At 64.1% G+C, this 18450-nt stretch carries 20 protein-coding genes and 1 pseudogene; 13 read left to right on the top strand and 8 right to left on the bottom strand.

Going from position 1 to position 18450, the window contains the following annotated elements:
* Positions 1 to 13 precede the first annotated feature (13 nt).
* Entirely contained in the window at positions 14 to 547 is a 534-nt protein-coding gene (locus CH266_RS04175; RefSeq protein ID WP_080731770.1) for a DUF4440 domain-containing protein, read from the bottom strand.
* Positions 548 to 1059: 512 nt separating this feature from the next.
* On the opposite strand from CH266_RS04175, the gene CH266_RS04170 reads away from it, so the two are divergent.
* Together CH266_RS04170 and CH266_RS04165 are read left to right on the top strand one after the other, a co-directional pair.
* A complete protein-coding gene (locus CH266_RS04170; protein WP_094714790.1) occupies positions 1060 to 1266 on the top strand; it encodes a hypothetical protein in 207 nt (68 codons plus the stop codon).
* Between the two features lie 165 nt (positions 1267 to 1431).
* Positions 1432 to 1632 carry a hypothetical protein gene (locus CH266_RS04165; protein WP_141214490.1) on the top strand — a complete coding sequence of 67 codons (201 nt, stop codon included), beginning with the start codon at positions 1432 to 1434 and terminating at the stop codon, positions 1630 to 1632.
* On the opposite strand, the gene CH266_RS04160 is transcribed toward CH266_RS04165, so the two are convergent.
* On the bottom strand, positions 1613 to 4261 hold the full coding sequence (locus CH266_RS04160) for an excinuclease ABC subunit UvrA (protein WP_176457005.1): 2649 nt from the start codon (positions 4259 to 4261) through the stop codon (positions 1613 to 1615). The two genes, CH266_RS04165 and CH266_RS04160, sit on opposite strands and share 20 nt — an antisense overlap.
* A 169-nt stretch (positions 4262 to 4430) precedes the next feature.
* Between CH266_RS04160 and CH266_RS04155 the strand changes: the two genes are divergently transcribed.
* The 4 genes from CH266_RS04155 (at position 4431) to CH266_RS04140 (ending at position 6269) form a co-directional block, all read left to right on the top strand.
* Positions 4431 to 4835 (top strand): VOC family protein, encoded by a 405-nt coding sequence (locus CH266_RS04155; RefSeq protein WP_094714789.1) that lies wholly within the window; start codon positions 4431 to 4433, stop codon positions 4833 to 4835.
* Between the two features lie 50 nt (positions 4836 to 4885).
* Positions 4886 to 5278 carry a nuclear transport factor 2 family protein gene (locus CH266_RS04150; protein ID WP_032392430.1) on the top strand — a complete coding sequence of 131 codons (393 nt, stop codon included), beginning with the start codon at positions 4886 to 4888 and terminating at the stop codon, positions 5276 to 5278.
* A gap of 66 nt (positions 5279 to 5344) precedes the next feature.
* On the top strand, positions 5345 to 5761 hold the full coding sequence (locus tag CH266_RS04145) for a PPOX class F420-dependent oxidoreductase (protein WP_217900989.1): 417 nt from the start codon (positions 5345 to 5347) through the stop codon (positions 5759 to 5761).
* A gap of 58 nt (positions 5762 to 5819) precedes the next feature.
* Complete coding sequence (locus CH266_RS04140; protein ID WP_032392432.1) at positions 5820 to 6269, top strand: MarR family winged helix-turn-helix transcriptional regulator; 450 nt, start codon at positions 5820 to 5822, stop codon at positions 6267 to 6269.
* 35 nt (positions 6270 to 6304) lie between these two features.
* On the opposite strand, the pseudogene CH266_RS04135 reads toward CH266_RS04140, so the two are convergent.
* The 3 genes and pseudogenes from CH266_RS04135 to CH266_RS04125 form a co-directional block, all read right to left on the bottom strand.
* Positions 6305 to 6944 (bottom strand): annotated as a pseudogene (locus tag CH266_RS04135) (response regulator).
* Positions 6941 to 7174, bottom strand: a complete 234-nt coding sequence (locus CH266_RS04130) for a hypothetical protein (RefSeq protein ID WP_094714788.1) — start codon at positions 7172 to 7174, stop codon at positions 6941 to 6943. The pseudogene CH266_RS04135 and the gene CH266_RS04130 overlap by 4 nt, the downstream one beginning before the upstream one ends.
* Entirely contained in the window at positions 7171 to 8178 is a 1008-nt protein-coding gene (locus tag CH266_RS04125; RefSeq protein WP_094714787.1) for a sensor histidine kinase, read from the bottom strand. The genes CH266_RS04130 and CH266_RS04125 overlap by 4 nt, the downstream gene beginning before the upstream one ends.
* Before the next feature lie 197 nt (positions 8179 to 8375).
* On the opposite strand from CH266_RS04125, the gene CH266_RS04120 reads away from it, so the two are divergent.
* Genes CH266_RS04120 through CH266_RS25130 form a run of 3 tightly spaced genes read left to right on the top strand, consistent with a single transcriptional unit; the run spans position 8376 to position 9953 of the window.
* Positions 8376 to 8768 (top strand): hypothetical protein, encoded by a 393-nt coding sequence (locus CH266_RS04120; RefSeq protein ID WP_032392434.1) that lies wholly within the window; start codon positions 8376 to 8378, stop codon positions 8766 to 8768.
* Between the two features lie 34 nt (positions 8769 to 8802).
* Complete coding sequence (locus CH266_RS25760; protein ID WP_255175840.1) at positions 8803 to 9579, top strand: DUF1652 domain-containing protein; 777 nt, start codon at positions 8803 to 8805, stop codon at positions 9577 to 9579.
* Complete coding sequence (locus CH266_RS25130) at positions 9477 to 9953, top strand: SAVED domain-containing protein (RefSeq protein ID WP_255175839.1); 477 nt, start codon at positions 9477 to 9479, stop codon at positions 9951 to 9953. Before CH266_RS25760 ends, CH266_RS25130 begins: the two co-directional genes overlap by 103 nt.
* A gap of 950 nt (positions 9954 to 10903) precedes the next feature.
* Here CH266_RS25130 and CH266_RS04105 read toward each other — a convergent pair.
* Positions 10904 to 12256, bottom strand: coding sequence for an MFS transporter (locus CH266_RS04105; protein WP_052053582.1), 1353 nt, complete (start codon positions 12254 to 12256; stop codon positions 10904 to 10906).
* A gap of 140 nt (positions 12257 to 12396) precedes the next feature.
* A complete protein-coding gene (locus CH266_RS04100) occupies positions 12397 to 13041 on the bottom strand; it encodes a TetR/AcrR family transcriptional regulator (protein ID WP_032392321.1) in 645 nt (214 codons plus the stop codon).
* Positions 13042 to 13215: 174 nt separating this feature from the next.
* On the opposite strand from CH266_RS04100, the gene CH266_RS04095 reads away from it, so the two are divergent.
* The 4 genes from CH266_RS04095 to CH266_RS04080 all read left to right on the top strand — a co-directional run bounded on the left by CH266_RS04095 (position 13216) and on the right by CH266_RS04080 (position 17779).
* A complete protein-coding gene (locus tag CH266_RS04095) occupies positions 13216 to 13728 on the top strand; it encodes a DUF4863 family protein (RefSeq protein WP_094714784.1) in 513 nt (170 codons plus the stop codon).
* Positions 13729 to 13778: 50 nt separating this feature from the next.
* Positions 13779 to 14459 (top strand): nitroreductase, encoded by a 681-nt coding sequence (locus CH266_RS04090; protein ID WP_032392416.1) that lies wholly within the window; start codon positions 13779 to 13781, stop codon positions 14457 to 14459.
* Positions 14460 to 14496: 37 nt separating this feature from the next.
* A complete protein-coding gene (locus CH266_RS04085) occupies positions 14497 to 16128 on the top strand; it encodes a helix-turn-helix domain-containing protein (protein WP_094666073.1) in 1632 nt (543 codons plus the stop codon).
* Between the two features lie 85 nt (positions 16129 to 16213).
* Positions 16214 to 17779 carry a GMC family oxidoreductase gene (locus CH266_RS04080; protein ID WP_094714783.1) on the top strand — a complete coding sequence of 522 codons (1566 nt, stop codon included), beginning with the start codon at positions 16214 to 16216 and terminating at the stop codon, positions 17777 to 17779.
* On the opposite strand, the gene CH266_RS04075 is transcribed toward CH266_RS04080, so the two are convergent.
* Positions 17776 to 18375, bottom strand: a complete 600-nt coding sequence (locus CH266_RS04075; protein WP_052053558.1) for a TetR/AcrR family transcriptional regulator — start codon at positions 18373 to 18375, stop codon at positions 17776 to 17778. The two genes, CH266_RS04080 and CH266_RS04075, sit on opposite strands and share 4 nt — an antisense overlap.
* Between the last annotated feature and the right edge of the window lie 75 nt (positions 18376 to 18450).

Raw genomic sequence — 18450 nt, 5'->3', positions numbered from 1 at the left:
CGTGGTCGGTGGATCAGTCGGGCAGCTTCGAGGAGTGGTGGTCGACGATCACGACGTCCCCGTCGTCCTCGAGTTCGAACACGAAGGTGAAGCGTGCCGGTACATTCTGCCCGGACTCGCCCATGGTGAACGTGTACAGACCCGACAGCGATCCCGACGTGGGACTGAGCAACTGCGGCACGGACTCGTCTATCGCTCCCGTCGGCTTCTTGCTGACGAAGTCGGTGAAGTAGGCCAGACGTTCGTCCGGGCTGTCGAACACACCGGCCCACAGTGTCGGAAGAAGCACTGCGTCCTCTCGGTAGAGAGCGTTGATCGCTTGCGGGTCGCCCTGCGCGACGGTGTCGAGCCAGGTGTCGAATTGCTTCTCGATGCGGTCGAGGGTGAGTTCGCCGCCCGCGTCGACGGAGGCGTTGGCACCTGCGGCGGTGTCGGTGTCGGCTGCGACGGGGGTGGATGCCTGTCCGGTGCTGCATGCCGACAGTGCGACGGCGGCTGCGGCGACTGCAGCGACGGAGGTGGCGCGGACGACGGTCTTGGTGCGCATGGTCTTACCTCTCGATCTATTGTCACCGAACCACTTTCGGTGACAGATCAAGCATCGCGATTCGATTGCCAGTGCAGTGCCAGGGAATTGTCAACGGACGGACAACTTTTCGCTCGGAACGGTGTGGGCTGTGCACTCGATCCGATTCTGTGTGACCGTCCCCACCTCGCACGTACCGTGCCGGGTGGTCGGTACCGTCCCTGCCCTCACCCGGCACGGTGCGTGCGAGGTGGAGCGCGACGACCAATGACCGGATGGCCGGCAGGGTTAGTATTATTCGAGGTATCAGGTGTGGTGCGAAGATGAGCGCCCGCCTCGGGCGAAGCGGAGCGCGGTCGAGGAAAGGCTATCGCTGTGGCGATCATGTCGATGGATCGTGTGCGGGCTGCGGTGGACGGAGTTGTGCCGCTGGTGAACCGGACCCGCTCGCTGAACGCCCGCCCGTTCGACGCCGAGACGCCGGTGCGTCCCCTCCCTCGGGTCGCGGGCGGAGTTGGGTGCACTGCGGGGTGATGGTTCCCGACCTCCCTGATCCGCATCGCTCGTTCGGTGTGATGTCGATCGTCGGCACACCGGGCGTGACGATGTTCGCCAACGACCAGGCCATCGCGACCACACCGTGCGACACCGTGTACACCGCCTCGGCCACGGCGATGACCTCCCGGCAGTTCTTCGTCCAGTCCTCAACATCGACGACACGACCCAGGTTCTGTTGGTGAAGGTGCTCGGACCGGCCGACGTCGTCGAGGAAGCTGTTACATCCGGTCCGTCGACGGACACGGCTCGGCCCACACAGTCAGCGTCGACTTCAAGGTCACCGCACACGAACCCGAGCCGCGGCGCGCCCCCACGTGACGAATCATGCGTCTGCCTGCGACGATGACGTGAGTCTGACCGATCCTGCCACCGGCGAGCGAATCATCTCCATCGACACCGCCACCGTCACCGACCTCACCTACGGCCTCGGAGCAGGCTACGTCGGCAACCACCGCTACCGCGGCACGTTTCGTGGTGAACCCATCACCGGCAATGCCTATCTCGAGTACATCGACTGCCGAGACCACCTCACCGCCGCCGGCACCTGACGGGGTCGGCCGGGTCCGCACCATGGGGGTCGGTGTTCGCGACTCCGACTCGTAGGTGCTCGTGGAGGTAGCGGCCGGTGATGCTGGCGGGGTCGGCGGCGATGTTGTCGGGTGTGCCGGTGGCGACGATGCGTCCGCCGGCGTCACCGCCGCCGGGGCCCATGTCGATGATGTGGTCGGCGTTGGCGATCATGTCGAGGTCATGTTCGATGACGACGACGGTGGCGCCGTTGTCGTTGAGGCGGTCGATGACGGTCAGCAGTGTGCGGACGTCGAGTGGGTGCAGCCCGACGCTGGGTTCGTCGAAGACGAAGAGGGTGTCGGCTTGGTCGCGACGTAGTTCGGTCGCCAATTTGAGGCGCTGTGCCTCGCCGCCGGAGAGGGCGGGTGTGGCCTCGCCGAGGGTGAGGTAACCCAACCCGAGGTCGACGAGGGTCTGCAGGCGGGTGTGGACGCGCCGAAGATCGGTGGTGAGCTCGAGCGCCTCGGTCACCGTGCAGGAGAGCAGATCCGGAAGTGAGATGTCCGGTGGACCGGAGGCCTTCTGGACAGGTCGGCGGATCTCGTGGGCGGCCGGGGAGTAGCGCGTGCCGGAGCAGTCGGGGCAGTCGATGTCGATGTCCGGCAGGAACTGCACGTCGAGTGAGATCTGGCCTGTTCCTTCGCACCGCGGGCAGCGCAGGGACCCTGTGTTGTACGAGAAGTCGGCGGCCGTGAGACCGAACTCCGCGGCCACCGGCGTGGACGCGAAGGCGCGGCGTAGGTCGTCGAGGACCCCGCTGTACGTGGCGACGGTGGAGCGCACGTTGACTCCGATGGGGGTCGCGTCGACCACGTTGACGCGCGTGATGCCCGGTGCGTCGAACGCTGAGACGTGTGCGGGTGGGCGACCGCCGGCGCCGCGAGCGATCAGTGCGGGCACCAGGCTGTCGAGAACCATCGTGGTCTTGCCGGACCCGGAGACGCCGGTCACCGCGGTGATGCGTCCCGACGGAATGTCCACTGTAAGCGCGTGAACGGTGTGCAGGGGATGGGTGGTCAGGTGAATCTGTCCGCGGGCGAACATCTGATCGGACGGGGCGCGATCGCGCACGACGATGCCTTCTCGACCGACGAGGAAGCCGCCGAGCCGGGAGGCCGGATCGTCTCCCAGGTCGGCGGGGGTGCCGGTCGCCACCACGTGTCCGCCGTCTCTGCCCGCGCCGGGACCCATCTCGACGATCCAGTCGGCGTCGCGTAGGACCTGGACGTCGTGGTCGACACACACCACGGAGTTCCCGTCCAGTAGGAGGTCTCGCATGATGTCGAGAAGGGCGTCGACGTTGGACGGGTGGAGTCCGATGGACGGTTCGTCCAACACGTAGAGCACTCCGGTGGTTCTGTTTCGCACCGCGCGCGCAAGTTGGACGCGTTGACGTTCGCCTGTGGAGAGGGTGGCACTGCCGCGGTCGAGTGTCAGATAGCCCAGGCCGAGTCCGACGAGGCGCCGGGCCATCTCGAGCAGAGTGTCGACGAGGTTGCGCGCCATCTGCGTCATGTCCGCGGGCAGGGACGTCTCGATGGTGGTGACCCAGCCGGTGAGGTCGTCGAGCGTCTTGGCGGTGGCCTGGCCGAGATCGATGCCGCCGATGTGCGATCGGAGGGCCGAGTCGCTGAGACGGACGCCGTGGCAACTGGGGCAGGGGTGGGTGCTGATGTAACGGTCGACACGGCTCAGCCCCTTCTCGCTCGTCGCCTTGTTCATCGCTTCCTCCACCGCGCGTACGGCGTTGCGGTAGGTGAAGTCCATCTCGAACAGCTTGCCGTTCTTGGTGGGGACGGTGATGTGCCGCTTCTCCTCCGGGCCGTGCATGACGATGTCGCGCTCCTCGGCGCGCAGTTCCTCGTAGGGCACATCGGTGCGTACGCCCATCTCGGCGACGACGCGAGGCATCACCGTGAGACCGAACATCGACCAGGGAGCCACCGCACCGGCGTCGATGCTCAGGCTCGGATCGGGCACCAGCATGCGCTCGTCCACCTCGCGCACCACGCCGTTACCCGAACACCGAGGGCAGGCGCCGTCGGAGTTGAAGGCGAGCGACTCGGCGCCCGGAGGGTAAAACGTGGCTCCGCAGACCGGGCACGTCAGGTCGTGGTCGAGCGCGACCTCGACCGTGGGATCGAGTCGGTGACCGTTCGGACAACAATGAGAACCCAACCGCGAGAACATCAATCGCAGGACGTTGAGTAACTCGGTCGACGTGCCGAAGGTGCTGCGCACGCCGGGCACTCCGGGTCGCTGGCGCAGGGCCAGTGCGGCCGGCACGTGCTCGACGCTGTCGACGGCGGCGCGAGCGGACTGCGACATGCGGCGGCGCGTGTAGGTCGAGAGCGCCTCGATGTAGCGGCGTGAGCCCTCCGCGTACAGAACCCCCATCGCCAACGACGACTTTCCCGACCCCGACACCCCCGCCACTGCCACCAGCGTGTGCAGGGGTATCGATACATCGACGTCGGCGAGATTGTGGACCTTCGCGCCGCGCACCTCGATCGCCGCGGGCTGCTCGTGCGCCGCGGCGGGATCCCGCCGAGCGAGCACTCCGTCGCTCGGGCGCACGGTGGTCGTGGGGATCTCGTCGTGCGTCATCGGTTCTCCTCGATCGGGTGATGCAGTGCGGTGGCGGACCGGCTGGGGCAACCGACTCGAAACCAGATTACACATACATGGAAGTTGCTTCCATGGAATCTATATGTCACGATGGTTGCACAGCCCCACCGCGGGGCCATCCACCCCGACGACGCGAAGGTCGCCCATCATGACTGCTCCCGCCCTGAACTCCGTGGCCTGGTTCGAATTCGGCTCCGACAAGCCCGAGGAGATCCAGAGCTTCTACAGCCAGCTCTTCGACTGGAACTTCACCCCCAACCACGATCTCCCCGGCGTGAACTACCACGCCGCGATCACCCCGGGCGCTCCTCGACCCGGCGGCGGCATCTTCGAATCCGACGGCACCTTCGCCGACTACGCGATCTTCTACGTGCTCGTCGCCGACGTCGCCGATACCATCGCCTGCGCGAACGGCCTCGGTGCGGAGGTCCTGATGGAGCCGCTGACGGACGCCTCCGGCGTCACGTTCGCCCGACTGCGCGACAGCACCGGCAACCACTTCGGAATCTTCTCCGCACCCGCACCCGCACCCGCACCCGCACCGACGAACTGACCGCACGCGCACCACTCTCCCTCCGACCCACGAATGAAGGACACCCACTCATGAGCGCCACCACCGATCTCGCCCGCACCTACTTCACCGCCGTCCAGACCGGCGACATGAACACACTCGGCGAGTTGCTGGCCGAGGACATCGTCTGGCACCAGCCGGGCTCGCACCGCTTCTCCGGCGACCACACCGGCCGTGACGCCGTCTTTGCGCTCCTTGGATCGATGATGGAAACCAGCGCCGGCACCTTCGCAATCGACACAGTCCACTCGTACATGGACAACGGTGATCTGGTCGCCGCGTCGATCCACTTCTCCGGCCGCCGCGATGAGCAGAGCATGGCCATGGACGGGGTCGATTTACTGCGCGTGACCGACGGCAAGATCGTCGAGATGTGGTTGTTCTCCGCCGACGCCGCCGCCGAGGACGCATTCTGGGGGCGCTGAGTACCTCACCCGGACAGAACACAACCACCCTCCGCGCGACGACAGGATCACCGCACCATGCCCATCATGACCGAGGACCAGTGGTGCGCGTTCGTCTCGGCTGGAACGCGCACCGGGAAACTGGCCACCGTCCGAATAGACGGCAGCCCACATGTGGCACCACTGTGGTTCCTCCTCGACGGAGACGAGCTGGTGTTTCAGACCGAGATGACCTCAGTGAAGGGTCGCAACCTAACCCGCGACCCCCGGTTCGCGCTCGTCGTCGACGACGACCGACCCCCGTACTCGTTCGTCATGTTCGAGGGCACCGCCCGCATCGACCACGACCCAGCTGAAGCTCGACGCTGGGCGGGCAGGCTCGGTGCCCGGTACATGGGCGACGATCGCGCCGACGAGTACTCCGAGCGGAACGGCGGACCCGGCATCGTCACCGTGCACGGGCGAATCGACAAGGTCAGAGCGTTGGACGGCGTCGCCGACTGACCCGACCGCCGGGCGTCGCTCCGACTCCGCACATCCACCCACATCACACGGAACGGCCATGACGAACGACAACACAGCCCTCTTCGACAACATCGTCCGGTACGAGATCGACCTGTGGAACGCGATCGACAGGGCACTGCGGGCCGAGTGCGACCTGCACCTGACCTGGTTCGAAGTCCTGCGATTCCTCTCCGACCACGACGACGGTGCCCGAGTCCAGGGCATCGCCGCTGAGTTCGCCATCACAGTCGGGGGAACCAGCAAGGTCGTCGACCGCATCGAAGCGGCGGGCTACTGCGCCCGCCGCGCCAATCCCGACGACCGGCGGTCCTCACTCGTCACCCTGACACCGGCCGGTCGCGAGATCCTCGCAGCAGGAATTGTTGTCTTCGACCGCGAACTCGACCGGCGCATAGGCGCGGTTCTCGACGACGACACCATTCGCGCAGTGGGCTCCGCTCTTGGGATGCTGCGGTCGGCAGGCAGATCGGCCGACCGAAGTCGATGACCACACGTCCAACTGCAACATCCGCCGGACGCGGTTCAGAGCAGGTTCGTGCGGTAGACGTAGATGGCGAGCTGGACGCGGTCGCGCAGGTCGCGAGTTTGCCGAGCAGTTTGGACACGTGGGTCTTGACGGTGGCTTCGGTGATGAACAGGTCGCGGCTGATCTCGGTGTTGGATTTACCGTGTGCGACCTCGATGAGGACGTCGCGTTCGCGGTCGGTGAGGATGTCGTACTCCGGGCCGGGCCGATCGCGGGTGCGGTGCTGGGCGAACAGGCGGCGGGTCGCCGATGCGGAGACGACCTGGGATCCGGTGTGCACCGCGCGGATCGCTGCCAGAAGGAACTCGGTCTCGGCGTCCTTGAGGACGAACCCGTCTGCGCCGGCCTCGATGGCGGACAGGGCTGCTTCCTCGATGTCGAAGGTCGTCAGCACCAGCACCGCGGGCCCGTCCGCTCCGAGGTCGCGGCGCAGTGCGGAGGTGGCGGCGATGCCGTCGACCCGCGGCATCCGCACGTCCATCACCACCACGTCGGGGTGTGCTCATGGACCATTGACGTCACGGCGGTGCCGTCGGAGAGTTGCGCGACGACGGACATGTCGGCCTGACTGTCGACGACCATGGCGATGCCGTTGCGGAACAGGCTCTGATCGTCGACGAGCGCCACCCGGATCATGCGTCGACCTCGCCTGTGTCAATGGCTGAGTCCGAGTCGTCGTGGTGTCGGTCGAGGGGCAGGCGGGCGTCGAGTTCCCATCCGCCGGGTGCTTCTCCGACGGTGACGGTGCCGCGCACGAGTGCGACGCGTTCGGCAATGTTGACCAACCCCATTCCGGTTCCGGTGTCCCCGTTGTGGTCTGCGGTCACCGGTGGCGGCGCACCGTCGACGGTGTTGTGGACGGTCAACCGTACCGCCGCCCTGCTCCAGGTCTCGGTGACCTGCACCGGGCGGGTGAGGTCACCGTGTTGAGGGCGTTGGTGAGCGCTTCGGCGAGAACTCGGTACAGCGTCACCGACACCAGCGCAGGCATCTGCCCCGGCTCGCCTGTGAATGTGTGGTCGACGGTCATCCCGGCTGCTCGGATCTGGGTGACGAGGAAGTCGCGGCTCTCTTCGTAGCTGCGCCCGTCTGTGGGAATGTTGCGGTGCCGCAGTCGTTCGAGGAACGTGCGGACGTCGGTGAGCGAGGACCGGCCCGTCTGGGCGATGACCTCGAGGGCGCGGCGGGTGGAGTCGGGTGAGCTGTCGAAGGAGTACCTGGCACCTTCGGCCTGGGCGATGACGACGGTGAGCGAGTGCGCGACGACGTCGTGGATGTCGCGGGCGATGCTGTTGCGTTCCTCTTCCACCCCGAGCCGTTCCACGGCGCGTTTACGGTCCGCGTCGAGCTGACGCGCCCGGAACACGGCCGCGACCGCGGCGCGACGCTGAAAGCCGATGTAGCCGAACGCCCACACCGCCATCATCGGTGCGGCGAGGAACAGGATGCAGGCGAGGAGGATCTCGGTGTCGGGGCGTTGCCCCAACGCGGTGCCCTCGTCGATGGCTGCGGTCAGCGCCCACCCGGCGCCGCAGCAGAGCACTGCCAGGACCGCAGCCGACCCGAAGCGCACCCACGATCGGGGGTGGGCGGCGAAGAAGTAGATCAGTCCGATGTAGCCGACCCAGGTCATCGGGGCACCCTGGCCGAAGCCGATCTGCACCACCGTCGAGGCCACCGCGACGACGGCGGCGGCCGTGGGCAGGTGGGTGCGCAGCGCTGCGGCGAGCGCGACGAGGAGCCCGGCGGCGATGCCGGCGGCACCCGAGGTGGTGATCGACGCCGCGCCCACACACACCGCGGCGACGGCGAGATCGGTGAATCCGGTCCGCCGCGAAGCACTGGGAAGTCGGAGCGGGTCGCGAATCATGGCTCCACTGTGCACCGGGCGCGCGGGCGGTGGGTGCTCCGGCACGCAAGATCGGCCCCGCGAACGAGCCGCCCGACCGACCAGTCGTCCCCGAGGATGATGCCCCTCTCATCCGTCAGCCCGATTCCAGAGCTGTTGCGCGTCACTAGCGTCGACACACGATACGAACCATCCCTTCGCTTCGAGGAGACATCATCGTGAAGATTCGCACCATCGCCACCGCCGGAGCCCTCACCGTGGGAGTGGCCGTGATCGGCGTTCTCGGCGCGGGCACAGCATCGGCCGCCACTCCGATCGTGGACCCGGAATTCGGAGTCGCCGGGGTGCTCCTGACGAACGCCGAGACCGCAGCACTGGCGGCGAGCCCCATCCCCGACGCCCTCGCTTCCCTGGTTCCGAACAACCAGCGCATCGCCTACCTGGAGGAGGGCTCGGTCCTCCTCGGCCCGGACGGAACACTCACCGGCCCCGACAAGGTCATGGTCGGGGAGGCCGCCGCACGTGGAGGCCACGTCAACGTCTACCTGACGGACCCGAACAACCCCCGCAACGAGGGCTTCATCGTGCAGTACTTCCAGCACTGGAACTGACACCCCACCCGGCCTCGCCACCAGAAAGCGATCGATGACCGAACCTCGCCGCCGTCCACGCCTGTTCCGCCGACGCCCACCACACGGGCAGGGCGCTGTGACCCGTCGCCCGCTGCTCTACGCGGAGGAGAACAACGTGCTCGGGTCGGGGTCGTTGACGGACGGCGAGGTCCGCTCGTTCGCCGCCGCGGTGGAGCAGTTGCGTGCGGCGATCACCGAGGTGGACGGGTCACGCTGGGACGATCAGATGTACGCAGGGCAGGGATACGTGGTCACCGAGACGCTGTCGAGGACAGGGTATTTCGTCGGCTATCGAGGGGTCCGGCGAACCGTCCACGGGTACGCGGCGATCACCGCGGACGAACGGATCCAGGAGACCGGCCGAGCGACGTTTGGTCGATTCGAGGACGCGGTCAAGGCGTACCTCGCGGCGGTGGTGGAGTCGTTGCTGCTGCCCTCTCGCACGAACTGTCGATGTCCACCGCAGACGTCCTTACCGCCCTCGTCCGCCCGGCGCGTGCACCTGGTGCTCGCGGGAATGACCGACACCACCAGCGGGCCGGTGGAACTCACCGTCGCAGGCCGGGAGTGCGCCGACTCCGCCTCATACCTGGGCCGAGCTGGCTTCCGACATTGCCACCGTGCCCATGCAGCTCGGCGGCTCCCGGCATCCTCGTCGGCGGACACATGCGACAGGCCACCGGATTCATGGTGGGTGCCGTACTACGAAGCGTCCTGGGCTACGAAGTCGGCGTACGACAGAGCGACCAGATCTGGACCAGCGAAGAGACGACCACGCCGTTTCCTCTAAAAGTGACGGAAGAATCTGTCGATGCTGGGCCGGATATTGCGGTCATCGTCAACATTTCATACGACGCAGCTAGCCAGGCAACCGAATGGATCCGTCGGACCGAGCTGCCTGTCGCCACCATCGTGACGGCGACCCCGTCGACGGGAACGGGTCCAAAAGTAGTTCCAACACCGGCGGCTGCGAACAGCCTCGCCGTCGAGATCCGCAACGTCGCTCGCCGCTACGCGAGCTCCAGAGCCTTGCACGGTTTCCTCATAGGCCCACTCGGCCTCGCAGTTCTGATGGGCCACCACTGGAACCGCGTCACGACCACTCACGTATGTGAGCACCTCGGTGGGCAGGACTACGTTCACGCATTCACCGTGGACGCCTAGACGCCCTTGACCGTTGGAGGCTCGCGAAGAATGTCAGAAGTGCCTTGTAGTCGAGTTTCGATACAGACATCACAAATACAACGCCAACAAATCATGACGGTGCGGTAACTGCCGTTTCCGCGCGATGTCGTCGGCGGCATCGTGTCTGTTGTTGGCAACTCGGCAATTGTTTGCTTCCGTCAGTATCATCGCCGGATGGTTAACGCCTCGCCTGGAGCAGCATTTGTCCGACATGCCGTTGGACCAATGCGGTGGGGTTCGCCGGTGCACTTTTCGACTGATTCGAGGGCGATGTGGGTTGGCGACGAATACGTCTCGTTGTCACGAGTCCGCACAGAGGGTCGGTGCGCCAGGATGCTCTCCGTCCATCCGATACCGTGGCTGTCCGACACCGATCAGGACTGTCCGGTGTCGGAGAATCGGCGGCAGTTCGGTGTCACGAGAGTGTCACAAGTCGGTACGTTCGGGCATGGACTTGTTCGGACAGTGATGTACGAAAACTGTTGCAAATGAACAAATATTGAGTCTACTGAAGTCCGGGTGGATCCACTTCTAGGGACTTAAAATTCGCACAGTGTCGGTTCGAGTCCGACTGGGGGCACCAGAGTCCATATGGATCCAGATTTCGGGACCAGGACAGTGCTTTTCGGGTGGTAGCGTGGACTTCGGCGGCCTACCACGGATTTGAGTGGACAACTGGGACAGCGGATTTCAGATCCGCGAAGGGCGTCTGTTCCCCGTGGTTTCATCCTCGTGTTCGTGCAGGTCAGGGCTGGTTTTCGGATTGAATGGTTGTCTCTACGAGTAGCTCGTTGTCACGAGGCTGTCACAACTAGCGCGCGATCTGTGCGCTGGGACTTAGGGACTACCTGCGGCGCGCAGCAGAGACATCGTCGAGCAGGGGATTTTCGGGCGGTTCCTGTTACCAGTGTCACGCGTTGCGATTCTTCTCAGCGCCGTACTCGAGCCCCCAGGACGAACACGCTGAGACAGGCGGCAAGGAGGAAGAACGACAGTATGACGAAGACGTTGCGTTCGTCCATATCTGCTGCGAGTGCAGCGCCGACAATCAGCGGTCCTGCTATGCCGCCCAACCTTCCGATGCCGAGGCCCCAACCGACTCCCGTGGATCGTAGCTCCACGGGATACAGCACTGTGGCCAGCGCTGCGATGCTCATCTGGCCGCCGGTCACTGCCATTCCTGTGAGAAATGCAATGACGAGAAGGATCGCTGTCGTGCCGCCGGTGAGCGTGAGACCGAGCAAAGCGACGAGGCCTGTCCCTGCCACGTAGACGTAGCCCAGGGTGCGGAAGGGGTTGTATCGATCCATCAGCGGCCCGATGAACAGGGCTGCCACGACACCTCCGATAGTGGTCAGCACCGTTGACGTGATCATGACAGTGGGGGTTCCGCCGAGGGTGGAAATAATTGTGGGAAGCCAGCTTTGAATCGCGTAGAAGACGGCTAGATTGCCGACGAAGGCTACCCACAACAACAGCGTGTTCGGCAACCAGCGTCCGCGTACGACGGTGAAGACGCCGGTCGAGACGGAGGCGTTCTTTTCGGTCTCGGCGGCGGCCTCGAGTCGGGCACTCGCGCTGATTGTCGGATCCATCCGGCGCAGAATCTGCAACGCCTCGTGGTCTCTCCCTCGGGATAAGAGGTACTGCGGGGACTCCGGGAAGAACTTGACAAGCAGAAGAATCAAGGCCAGCGGCGTGATGCCTCCGATCACGAACATGTACCGCCAGCCGAGGGTCGGAATGACGAACCCGGACACCACGCCTGCCGCGACGAACCCCAGCGCAAGCCAGCAGTAGATGAACATCACCGAGGAAGAGCGTCGACGCGAAGGCGCGAACTCACTCGTCAGCGCGACAAGGCTTGGTATAGCGGCTCCCAATCCAGCGCCGGTGCAGAACCTGAGTGCGATCAGTTGGGTCGGGTTGGAAGCCAGGGCGCACGCGAGAGTCAACACACCGAATGCGAACGTGCACGCGATCACCAGGCGTCGGTGCCCGAAGCGACGTGCCAATGGTGAGAGGATCAGGTACCCGACCATCAGTCCGGCGATTGCAGCCGAAAAGATCGGTCCCAGATCAGATTTCGGAACACCCCATTCGAGCGCAAGGGCGGGCGCTACGAAGGCGATTGCCTGGGTGTCGAAGCCGTCCAAAAACATGACGGCGCCGGACATGACCAGCAGGAGTCGATGGAATCGGCCCATCGGCTGCTTCTCGATCAATTCATCGACGCGTACGACTGGCTCAGCGGGGGAGCCAACCGGAATGTGTGACGTCATGTGCAGTCCTTCGATCGTGTGAACCGAAGTCGGCATCCTCCTGGTACGGAACGACGACTGCAACGAACTGTAGAAAGCATTTCTATTACAGTCAATACCTGTAACGTAATAGAAACGGCAGGTAGTCAATCGTGATGGGCTCAGTTCGCGCTGATCGCCGGCCACAGGGTTGCTGCAACCTGCGTCGCCAGTTGTGACCGGTCGTTCTCGCCTCGGAGGAAGGCGGCGTAGTACGCGCCGAAGGACAGGGTCGCAACCGTATGGATGTCGACATCAATGCGGACCTCGCCTTTCTTCTGAAGAGCAAGTAGAAGGTTTTCCACCATGAAGACACGCGGTTCCACTGCATGCTCACGGAACATGCTGAGAAGTTCTGGCGTACGCAGTTTTTCGCCCATGAAGTTACCCACCAGAACCATGGCATCCGGATTGAAGTAGCACGGGTCCACTCGCCGGATTGCCTCGACGAACGCGTCGAAGCCGGTCAAGCTGTCGAATTCCGTGGTCGGATACATCGCGCGCTGTGCCCGAAAGCCGTAGTCCAGAGAGTCGACCACCAACCCGAACTTGTCATTCCACCGGCGGTAGATGGTGGGACGGGTGACACCCGCTTCGCGGGCAACGTCACCGATGGTCATCTTGGTGTAACCGTCGATCACCAGGCGTCGACGGGTGGCATCGATGATGGCTTGGTCGATCGCCGGATCGCGCGGACGCCCCCGGCTCTGTGCGTCATCGCCAGATCCTGGATCGGGCGCCGTGGAATCGGGCGTCTTTCGGCTCATGCGTGTCCCCTTGGGCCAATTGCAACAACTCGGTGTAACGGTAGTCGGTCGTGGAATGAGGTCGACGCCGCAGGGGCGAGGTCATTGCTCTTTACATTACAATCACTGCATGTAATGTATTGACCAATATCCCGGTCCGGCCGGGCAGCGTTCGACACCCCGAGGTGGGCTCACATGGATGCACGTCAGCAACTGATCGATCGCAGCATCCCGTTCCTGCGTGAAATCAAGGACCGGACAGCGGGAGCTGGGTTGGAAGACTGGCTGAACGAGAACTACGGGCCCGATTCCTCGTTGTATTCTGACCTCGCGATGCTCGTGACGGCGGGAGTTGCCGACGGTTGGGCCGCAGACATCGAGGTCCAAGGGCGCAACTACAGGCGAAGCCGAATCGCCGAACCTAACGAAGACCTCAGCTACTTCAGCATCACAGCAGTGTTCATGAACAGCGTCCCCCGCATGCGCGGCCAGTATCACCAACACCCCTACGGCGAACTGAACCTGGTCGTACCGCTGGACGCCGCTGCCGAGATCGTGGGACCTCGCGGTTGGCAAGGCGCGGGTTGGACGGCGCCGGGCCCCGGGAGTCACCACTATCCCGAGGTCCGGGGAGGCGCTTTGATCGCGCTGTTCTTCTTGCCGGCGGGCCGGATCTCGTACGACATCCGACCCACCGCAGACCGGTGAAGACGACCCGGACACCGACGGTGGATGACGCCGAATGCAACGGGGCATCGATGTCTGTTCGCGACGCTCTGATGACCCGCCGCAGCGTCCGGGCATTTCTCCCGGACCCGGTCTCCCCGTCTGTCGTCGAAACGCTGCTGGAACTGGCCGCCCGAGCACCGAGCAATTCGAACACACAGCCCTGGCGCGTTCACGTGGTCACCGGGTCGGCCAAAGCGGCCCTCACCTCGGCGTTGCTCGCGGCATTCGATGACCCCGACACCGTCCGGCAGCGCGACTACGACTATCAACCCAGCCCGGGAGACTGGAAGGAGCCGTTGAGAACCAGACGACGCATCTTCGGGGAGACGCTGTACTCCGACGTGCTGGGTATCGACCCGAAGGACACGCCCGCCAGAATTGCGCACCACCGCCGCAACTACGATTTTTTCGGCGCTCCGGTGGGCATGATCCTCACAGTGAACACGTGTGCCCAGGACGGTGCGTACATCGACGCAGGATTGTTTCTTCAGGCTCTGATGATGGCAGCTCGGGCTGCGGGGCTGGACACCTGCCCGCAAGCGTCGTTCATCGACTTTTCAGCGGTGATTCGAACGCAGCTCGACATCGACGACGAGCAACACATTGTATGCGGACTCGCGTTGGGCCACGCCGATCGATCGAATCGCCTCAGCCATCGTTCGACCACCAGGCAAGCTGTGTCCTCGTTCGCGCGTTTCCACAACTCGTGATCGCGTTCAGCGCTCCGCTGACACCGATCGGAACGCCATGACTCTCACCTCTGATCGCATCGCACTGTCATGGCAGCGTGCGTCGATGAGCGGACTCGACCCGGCTCTGCTACCCCGCGAGATCGACATCATCACTGTCCCCGACCGCGGCCGACTGGCGATGGCAGCCCGCCCTGTCCTTGACCGTCTGGCCGTCATTTTCGCTGATACGGACTTCTCGGTGATACTTGCGGACCGCAACGTCCGACTCGTCGACGTCACGCATGGAACACCGGGTATCGACGATGCACTGACCAACAACGGAGCGGTGCTCGGACGGCTGTTCACCGAAGAAACGGCGGGCACGAACTCGATTTCGACAGTCCGCGAACTACGAGAGCCCCTCGCAGTGAAGGGAAATCAACACTTCTTCGAGGCCATGAAGATGTTCAGCTGTTACGGGTTTCCCATCCTGCATCCGGTCACCGGTCGAATCGAGGGCGTCATCACCCTCACCTTCTATACCGAGAGCGACACCCCAGTACTGCATGGCCTGGTGATGCAGGCTGCCCAGGAAATCTCCACGCGGCTCGCCCAGGATCCGGTCCGGAGCGACCACCAGCTGCTCGACGCTTTCCACCTCGCCGCCGGGCCTCGAACAGCAATTCCCATCGTCGCTATGGCACCCGGCATCGTCATCGCCAACACCGCTGCCGCGTCACTCCTGAACGCCACCGACTACATCTCGCTCGCCGCTCGTGACCCGCAGGTGACCGAACGTGACATGCATCTGTTCGGTACGGGTGAACAGGTCGACGTCTCTGTGCACGCTCTCGCGACGGACCCGCAGTCCATGATCGTCGAGTTCGCCTCCGCCGGTTCCGAATCGAGCAGCGACGGACATGCGCTGACGCGCACTCGGTCTCGAATCGAGCGCATCAGCGAGCAGCTCGCTGAGTCTCGGCAGGCGAAAACCTCGTTCGCCGTCGCAGGCGAGACCGGCACCGGGCGCACCACGCTGTTGACCGATCTGATGGACGGACATGACCCTGTCGGCTTCGACGCACTCGACACGGTCTTGCACTCAGCCCAGCACTGGTTACACACCGTAACCGAAGCATTGGAACACGAACATCGGCCGGTGGCGGTGGAGAACGTGCATCTACTGTCCCCGCCGATCGCGCACGCCCTGTATACCGCCACGACTCGCTCGAAAGTCTGGTTCGCGGTATCCAGCGCACCGTTGATCACGTTGTCGCCCGAAGTGTTTCGGATCGTGGACGCCTGTCGAACCCGGGTCGAGCTACTGCCACTGAGGCTGCGTAAACACGAGATTCCCGCACTGGCCGAACAGTATCTGGCAGAGGCACACGCGTCGATCCGGTTCACGCCAGCGGCCATGCACGCATTGCTCACCTATGACTGGCCGGGCAACCTGACCGAACTGCGAACCGAAGTACACGCCGCGATGAGGCTGCGTACGGCCGGCGATGTCACCCCTCGCGACCTCGGCCGACTACAGGAACGCTTGGCATCTCGACCGCTGGGCGCGATCGACGGTGCTGTGCGCACTGTCATCGAAACCGAACTACGGCGACATCGAGGCAACAAGGTTGCCGTCGCGAAAGCGCTGAGCCTCAGTCGAACGACGTTGTACAAACGCATGAAAGCGTTCGGTATCGACGGGTGAGATCGCCGACCGACGGTGGCAGGGGACACAGGGACTGTCCAGAGCGTGAACAGATCGAGCTCGGCCGGGACAGCACAGTTGTGGCATGAACCAATTGACAGGAACACCGACCATCATCCCCGGTCTCCACGGCCCCATCCACCCGGACTTCGACTACATCATCGTCGGAGCAGGAACATCAGGAAGCGTTCTTGCCGCACGACTGAGCGAAGATCCGCACGCGCAGGTTCTGCTCGTCGAGGCAGGATCGTCAGAGAGTCTGCCGGAGATGGCCATACCGTTTCGGTGGCCGGAGCTGCTCGCCACATCTGCAAACTGGGGCGAAAACACCGTTGTGCAACAGTTCTCGCACACTTCCGTCCCGGTACCCCGCGGACGCGCACTCGGCGGCTCATCGAGTATCAACGGACTCAACTTCGTCCGTGGCCACCGCGCAAGCTACGACGCCTGGGTCGACCAGGGTGCCAAGGGATGGGGATTCGACGACCTACTGCCGTATTTCAAGCGGACCGAAACAACGGTAGGACGCGATGCGGAACTGCGCGGGACCGAGGGGCCACTCACCGTCGGGCCGATGTCCGATCCGAGCCCCATCGCCACTGCCGCGCTGCGTGCTGCCGCCGAAATCGGTTACGGCTGTGCACGAGACATCAGCAGTGGAGCCGATACCGGCTTCGGCCTCTCCGACGGCAACATCGTCGACGGCCACCGTCAGAGCGCATCCGACGCCTACCTCGGTCAGGACGTTCTCGATCGACCGAACCTCCACGTGGTCACCGACGCGCTCGTGTCACGCGTCATGATCGTCGACGGTGTCGCGACCGGAATAGAATACACTCGCGGAATCTACACGGTACGTGCCAGAGCAATTCGGGAAGTAATACTGACCGCCGGCGCTATCGGCACCCCACATCTGCTACTCGCATCCGGGATCGGCCCGGCCGAACATCTTCACGAGATGGGCGTCGACGTAGTGCTCGACCTCCCCGGTGTAGGCGAGAACCTGCACGACCATCCCATGTCGACCGTGCTCTACGAAGCATCGTCTCCGTTGCCGCACAACGAACACAACCTGATGGGACAGGCCCTCGGTCTGATCGAAACCGCAGGCGCGGTATCGGGGCCCGACCTCCAGATTCTGGTAGTCACCGCCCCACTGAGGGCCCAGACGTTGACAGGCCCGGACAACGGCTACGCGCTGGCATTCTCGGCGATGACGCCGTTCAGTCGCGGACGGGTTCGTCTGGCGGACAAAGCGATCACTGTCGGCCCACTCATCGATCCCAATTATCTCGGCGACGAACGAGATGTCGCGGTGATGGAAGCAGGGCTCGAGATCGCTCGCTCAATTGGCAACGCGCCGGGTCTGGCAGGGTGGCGAGGCGAGGAGATGCAGCCCGGCATGTCCGTCGGCGACAGCGCGTCGGTGCGCGACTACCTGGCGCGTAGCCTCGTCGTCTATTTCCACTACGCCGGCACATGCCGCATGGGCACCGACGAGATGGCTGTGGTCGACCTCGACCTGCGTGTGCGCGGTATCGAGGGACTGCGCGTTGCGGACGCCTCGATCATGCCGTCACCGGTCTCGGCGAACACCAATGCCACGGTCTACGCCATCGCCGAGAAAGCCGCCGATCTCATCCGCAATTAGGACTTCGGGTCCGCGCGCATGCCCTCGATGATCACTGCGCAGCTGCGGTGAGCTTGATCGGGTGCGGCGTAAACGCCGAGACACTGACCGGCACCGACCGACGCGCGGCTCAGAATCACAACGTCACGCCATGTGACTTCCTCTCGGAGACAACCGGTTTCATGCGCACGTTTCACGATCCGCTTCAACTTGGAAAGCAGACGCCCGTTGTACTCGGACTGTTCGGACGAGGGGATCGCGGCCGCTGTGGCCAAGTACTCCGCGATCCCCTGGTTGACGTCCTGCGTGTGGCTGAAGAAGGTGAAGAACGTGCAAAATCCGCGCCAGGGGTCGGTGTCGGCGAGGGCCTCGTCGGCGACCGCCTCGACCTCGCTGATGCCGTCGATGAGGATGTCTCTGATCAACGCATCCTTCGAGCCGAAACGCCGATACAGTGTCGCAACACCGACCTCGGCTCGCGCGGCGATCTCCGCCGCCGAGACTTCGATCCCTTTCTCGGCGACGAGAATTCGAGCAGCGTCTACCAGGCGAACGCGATTGCGCCGTGAGTCCGATCGCTGATCCGGCGGATGTGTTGCTGCGTTTTCCTCGATCATGAGCAAATCCTACCAATAACTGGACGAACCCATTCCGGTTGTGTACCTTTCACTCAAGCGGACGACATGATTCCG

The organism is Rhodococcus sp. 06-1474-1B (assembly GCF_002258885.1).
Taxonomy (GTDB): Bacteria; Actinomycetota; Actinomycetes; order Mycobacteriales; family Mycobacteriaceae; genus Rhodococcoides; species Rhodococcoides fascians.
This window is presented reverse-complemented; position numbering and strand designations above follow the sequence as displayed.

Coding starts and splice junctions, on each gene's coding strand:
- CH266_RS04175 (WP_080731770.1), bottom strand. CDS start 547: ATGCGCACCAAGACCGTCGTCCGCGCCACCTCCGTCGCTGCAGTCGCC.
- CH266_RS04170 (WP_094714790.1), top strand. CDS start 1,060: ATGGTTCCCGACCTCCCTGATCCGCATCGCTCGTTCGGTGTGATGTCG.
- CH266_RS04160 (WP_176457005.1), bottom strand. CDS start 4,261: ATGACGCACGACGAGATCCCCACGACCACCGTGCGCCCGAGCGACGGA.
- CH266_RS04155 (WP_094714789.1), top strand. CDS start 4,431: ATGACTGCTCCCGCCCTGAACTCCGTGGCCTGGTTCGAATTCGGCTCC.
- CH266_RS04150 (WP_032392430.1), top strand. CDS start 4,886: ATGAGCGCCACCACCGATCTCGCCCGCACCTACTTCACCGCCGTCCAG.
- CH266_RS04145 (WP_217900989.1), top strand. CDS start 5,345: ATGACCGAGGACCAGTGGTGCGCGTTCGTCTCGGCTGGAACGCGCACC.
- CH266_RS04140 (WP_032392432.1), top strand. CDS start 5,820: ATGACGAACGACAACACAGCCCTCTTCGACAACATCGTCCGGTACGAG.
- CH266_RS04125 (WP_094714787.1), bottom strand. CDS start 8,178: ATGATTCGCGACCCGCTCCGACTTCCCAGTGCTTCGCGGCGGACCGGA.
- CH266_RS25760 (WP_255175840.1), top strand. CDS start 8,803: ATGACCGAACCTCGCCGCCGTCCACGCCTGTTCCGCCGACGCCCACCA.
- CH266_RS25130 (WP_255175839.1), top strand. CDS start 9,477: ATGGTGGGTGCCGTACTACGAAGCGTCCTGGGCTACGAAGTCGGCGTA.
- CH266_RS04105 (WP_052053582.1), bottom strand. CDS start 12,256: ATGACGTCACACATTCCGGTTGGCTCCCCCGCTGAGCCAGTCGTACGC.
- CH266_RS04100 (WP_032392321.1), bottom strand. CDS start 13,041: ATGAGCCGAAAGACGCCCGATTCCACGGCGCCCGATCCAGGATCTGGC.
- CH266_RS04095 (WP_094714784.1), top strand. CDS start 13,216: ATGGATGCACGTCAGCAACTGATCGATCGCAGCATCCCGTTCCTGCGT.
- CH266_RS04090 (WP_032392416.1), top strand. CDS start 13,779: ATGTCTGTTCGCGACGCTCTGATGACCCGCCGCAGCGTCCGGGCATTT.
- CH266_RS04085 (WP_094666073.1), top strand. CDS start 14,497: ATGACTCTCACCTCTGATCGCATCGCACTGTCATGGCAGCGTGCGTCG.
- CH266_RS04080 (WP_094714783.1), top strand. CDS start 16,214: ATGAACCAATTGACAGGAACACCGACCATCATCCCCGGTCTCCACGGC.
- CH266_RS04075 (WP_052053558.1), bottom strand. CDS start 18,375: ATGATCGAGGAAAACGCAGCAACACATCCGCCGGATCAGCGATCGGAC.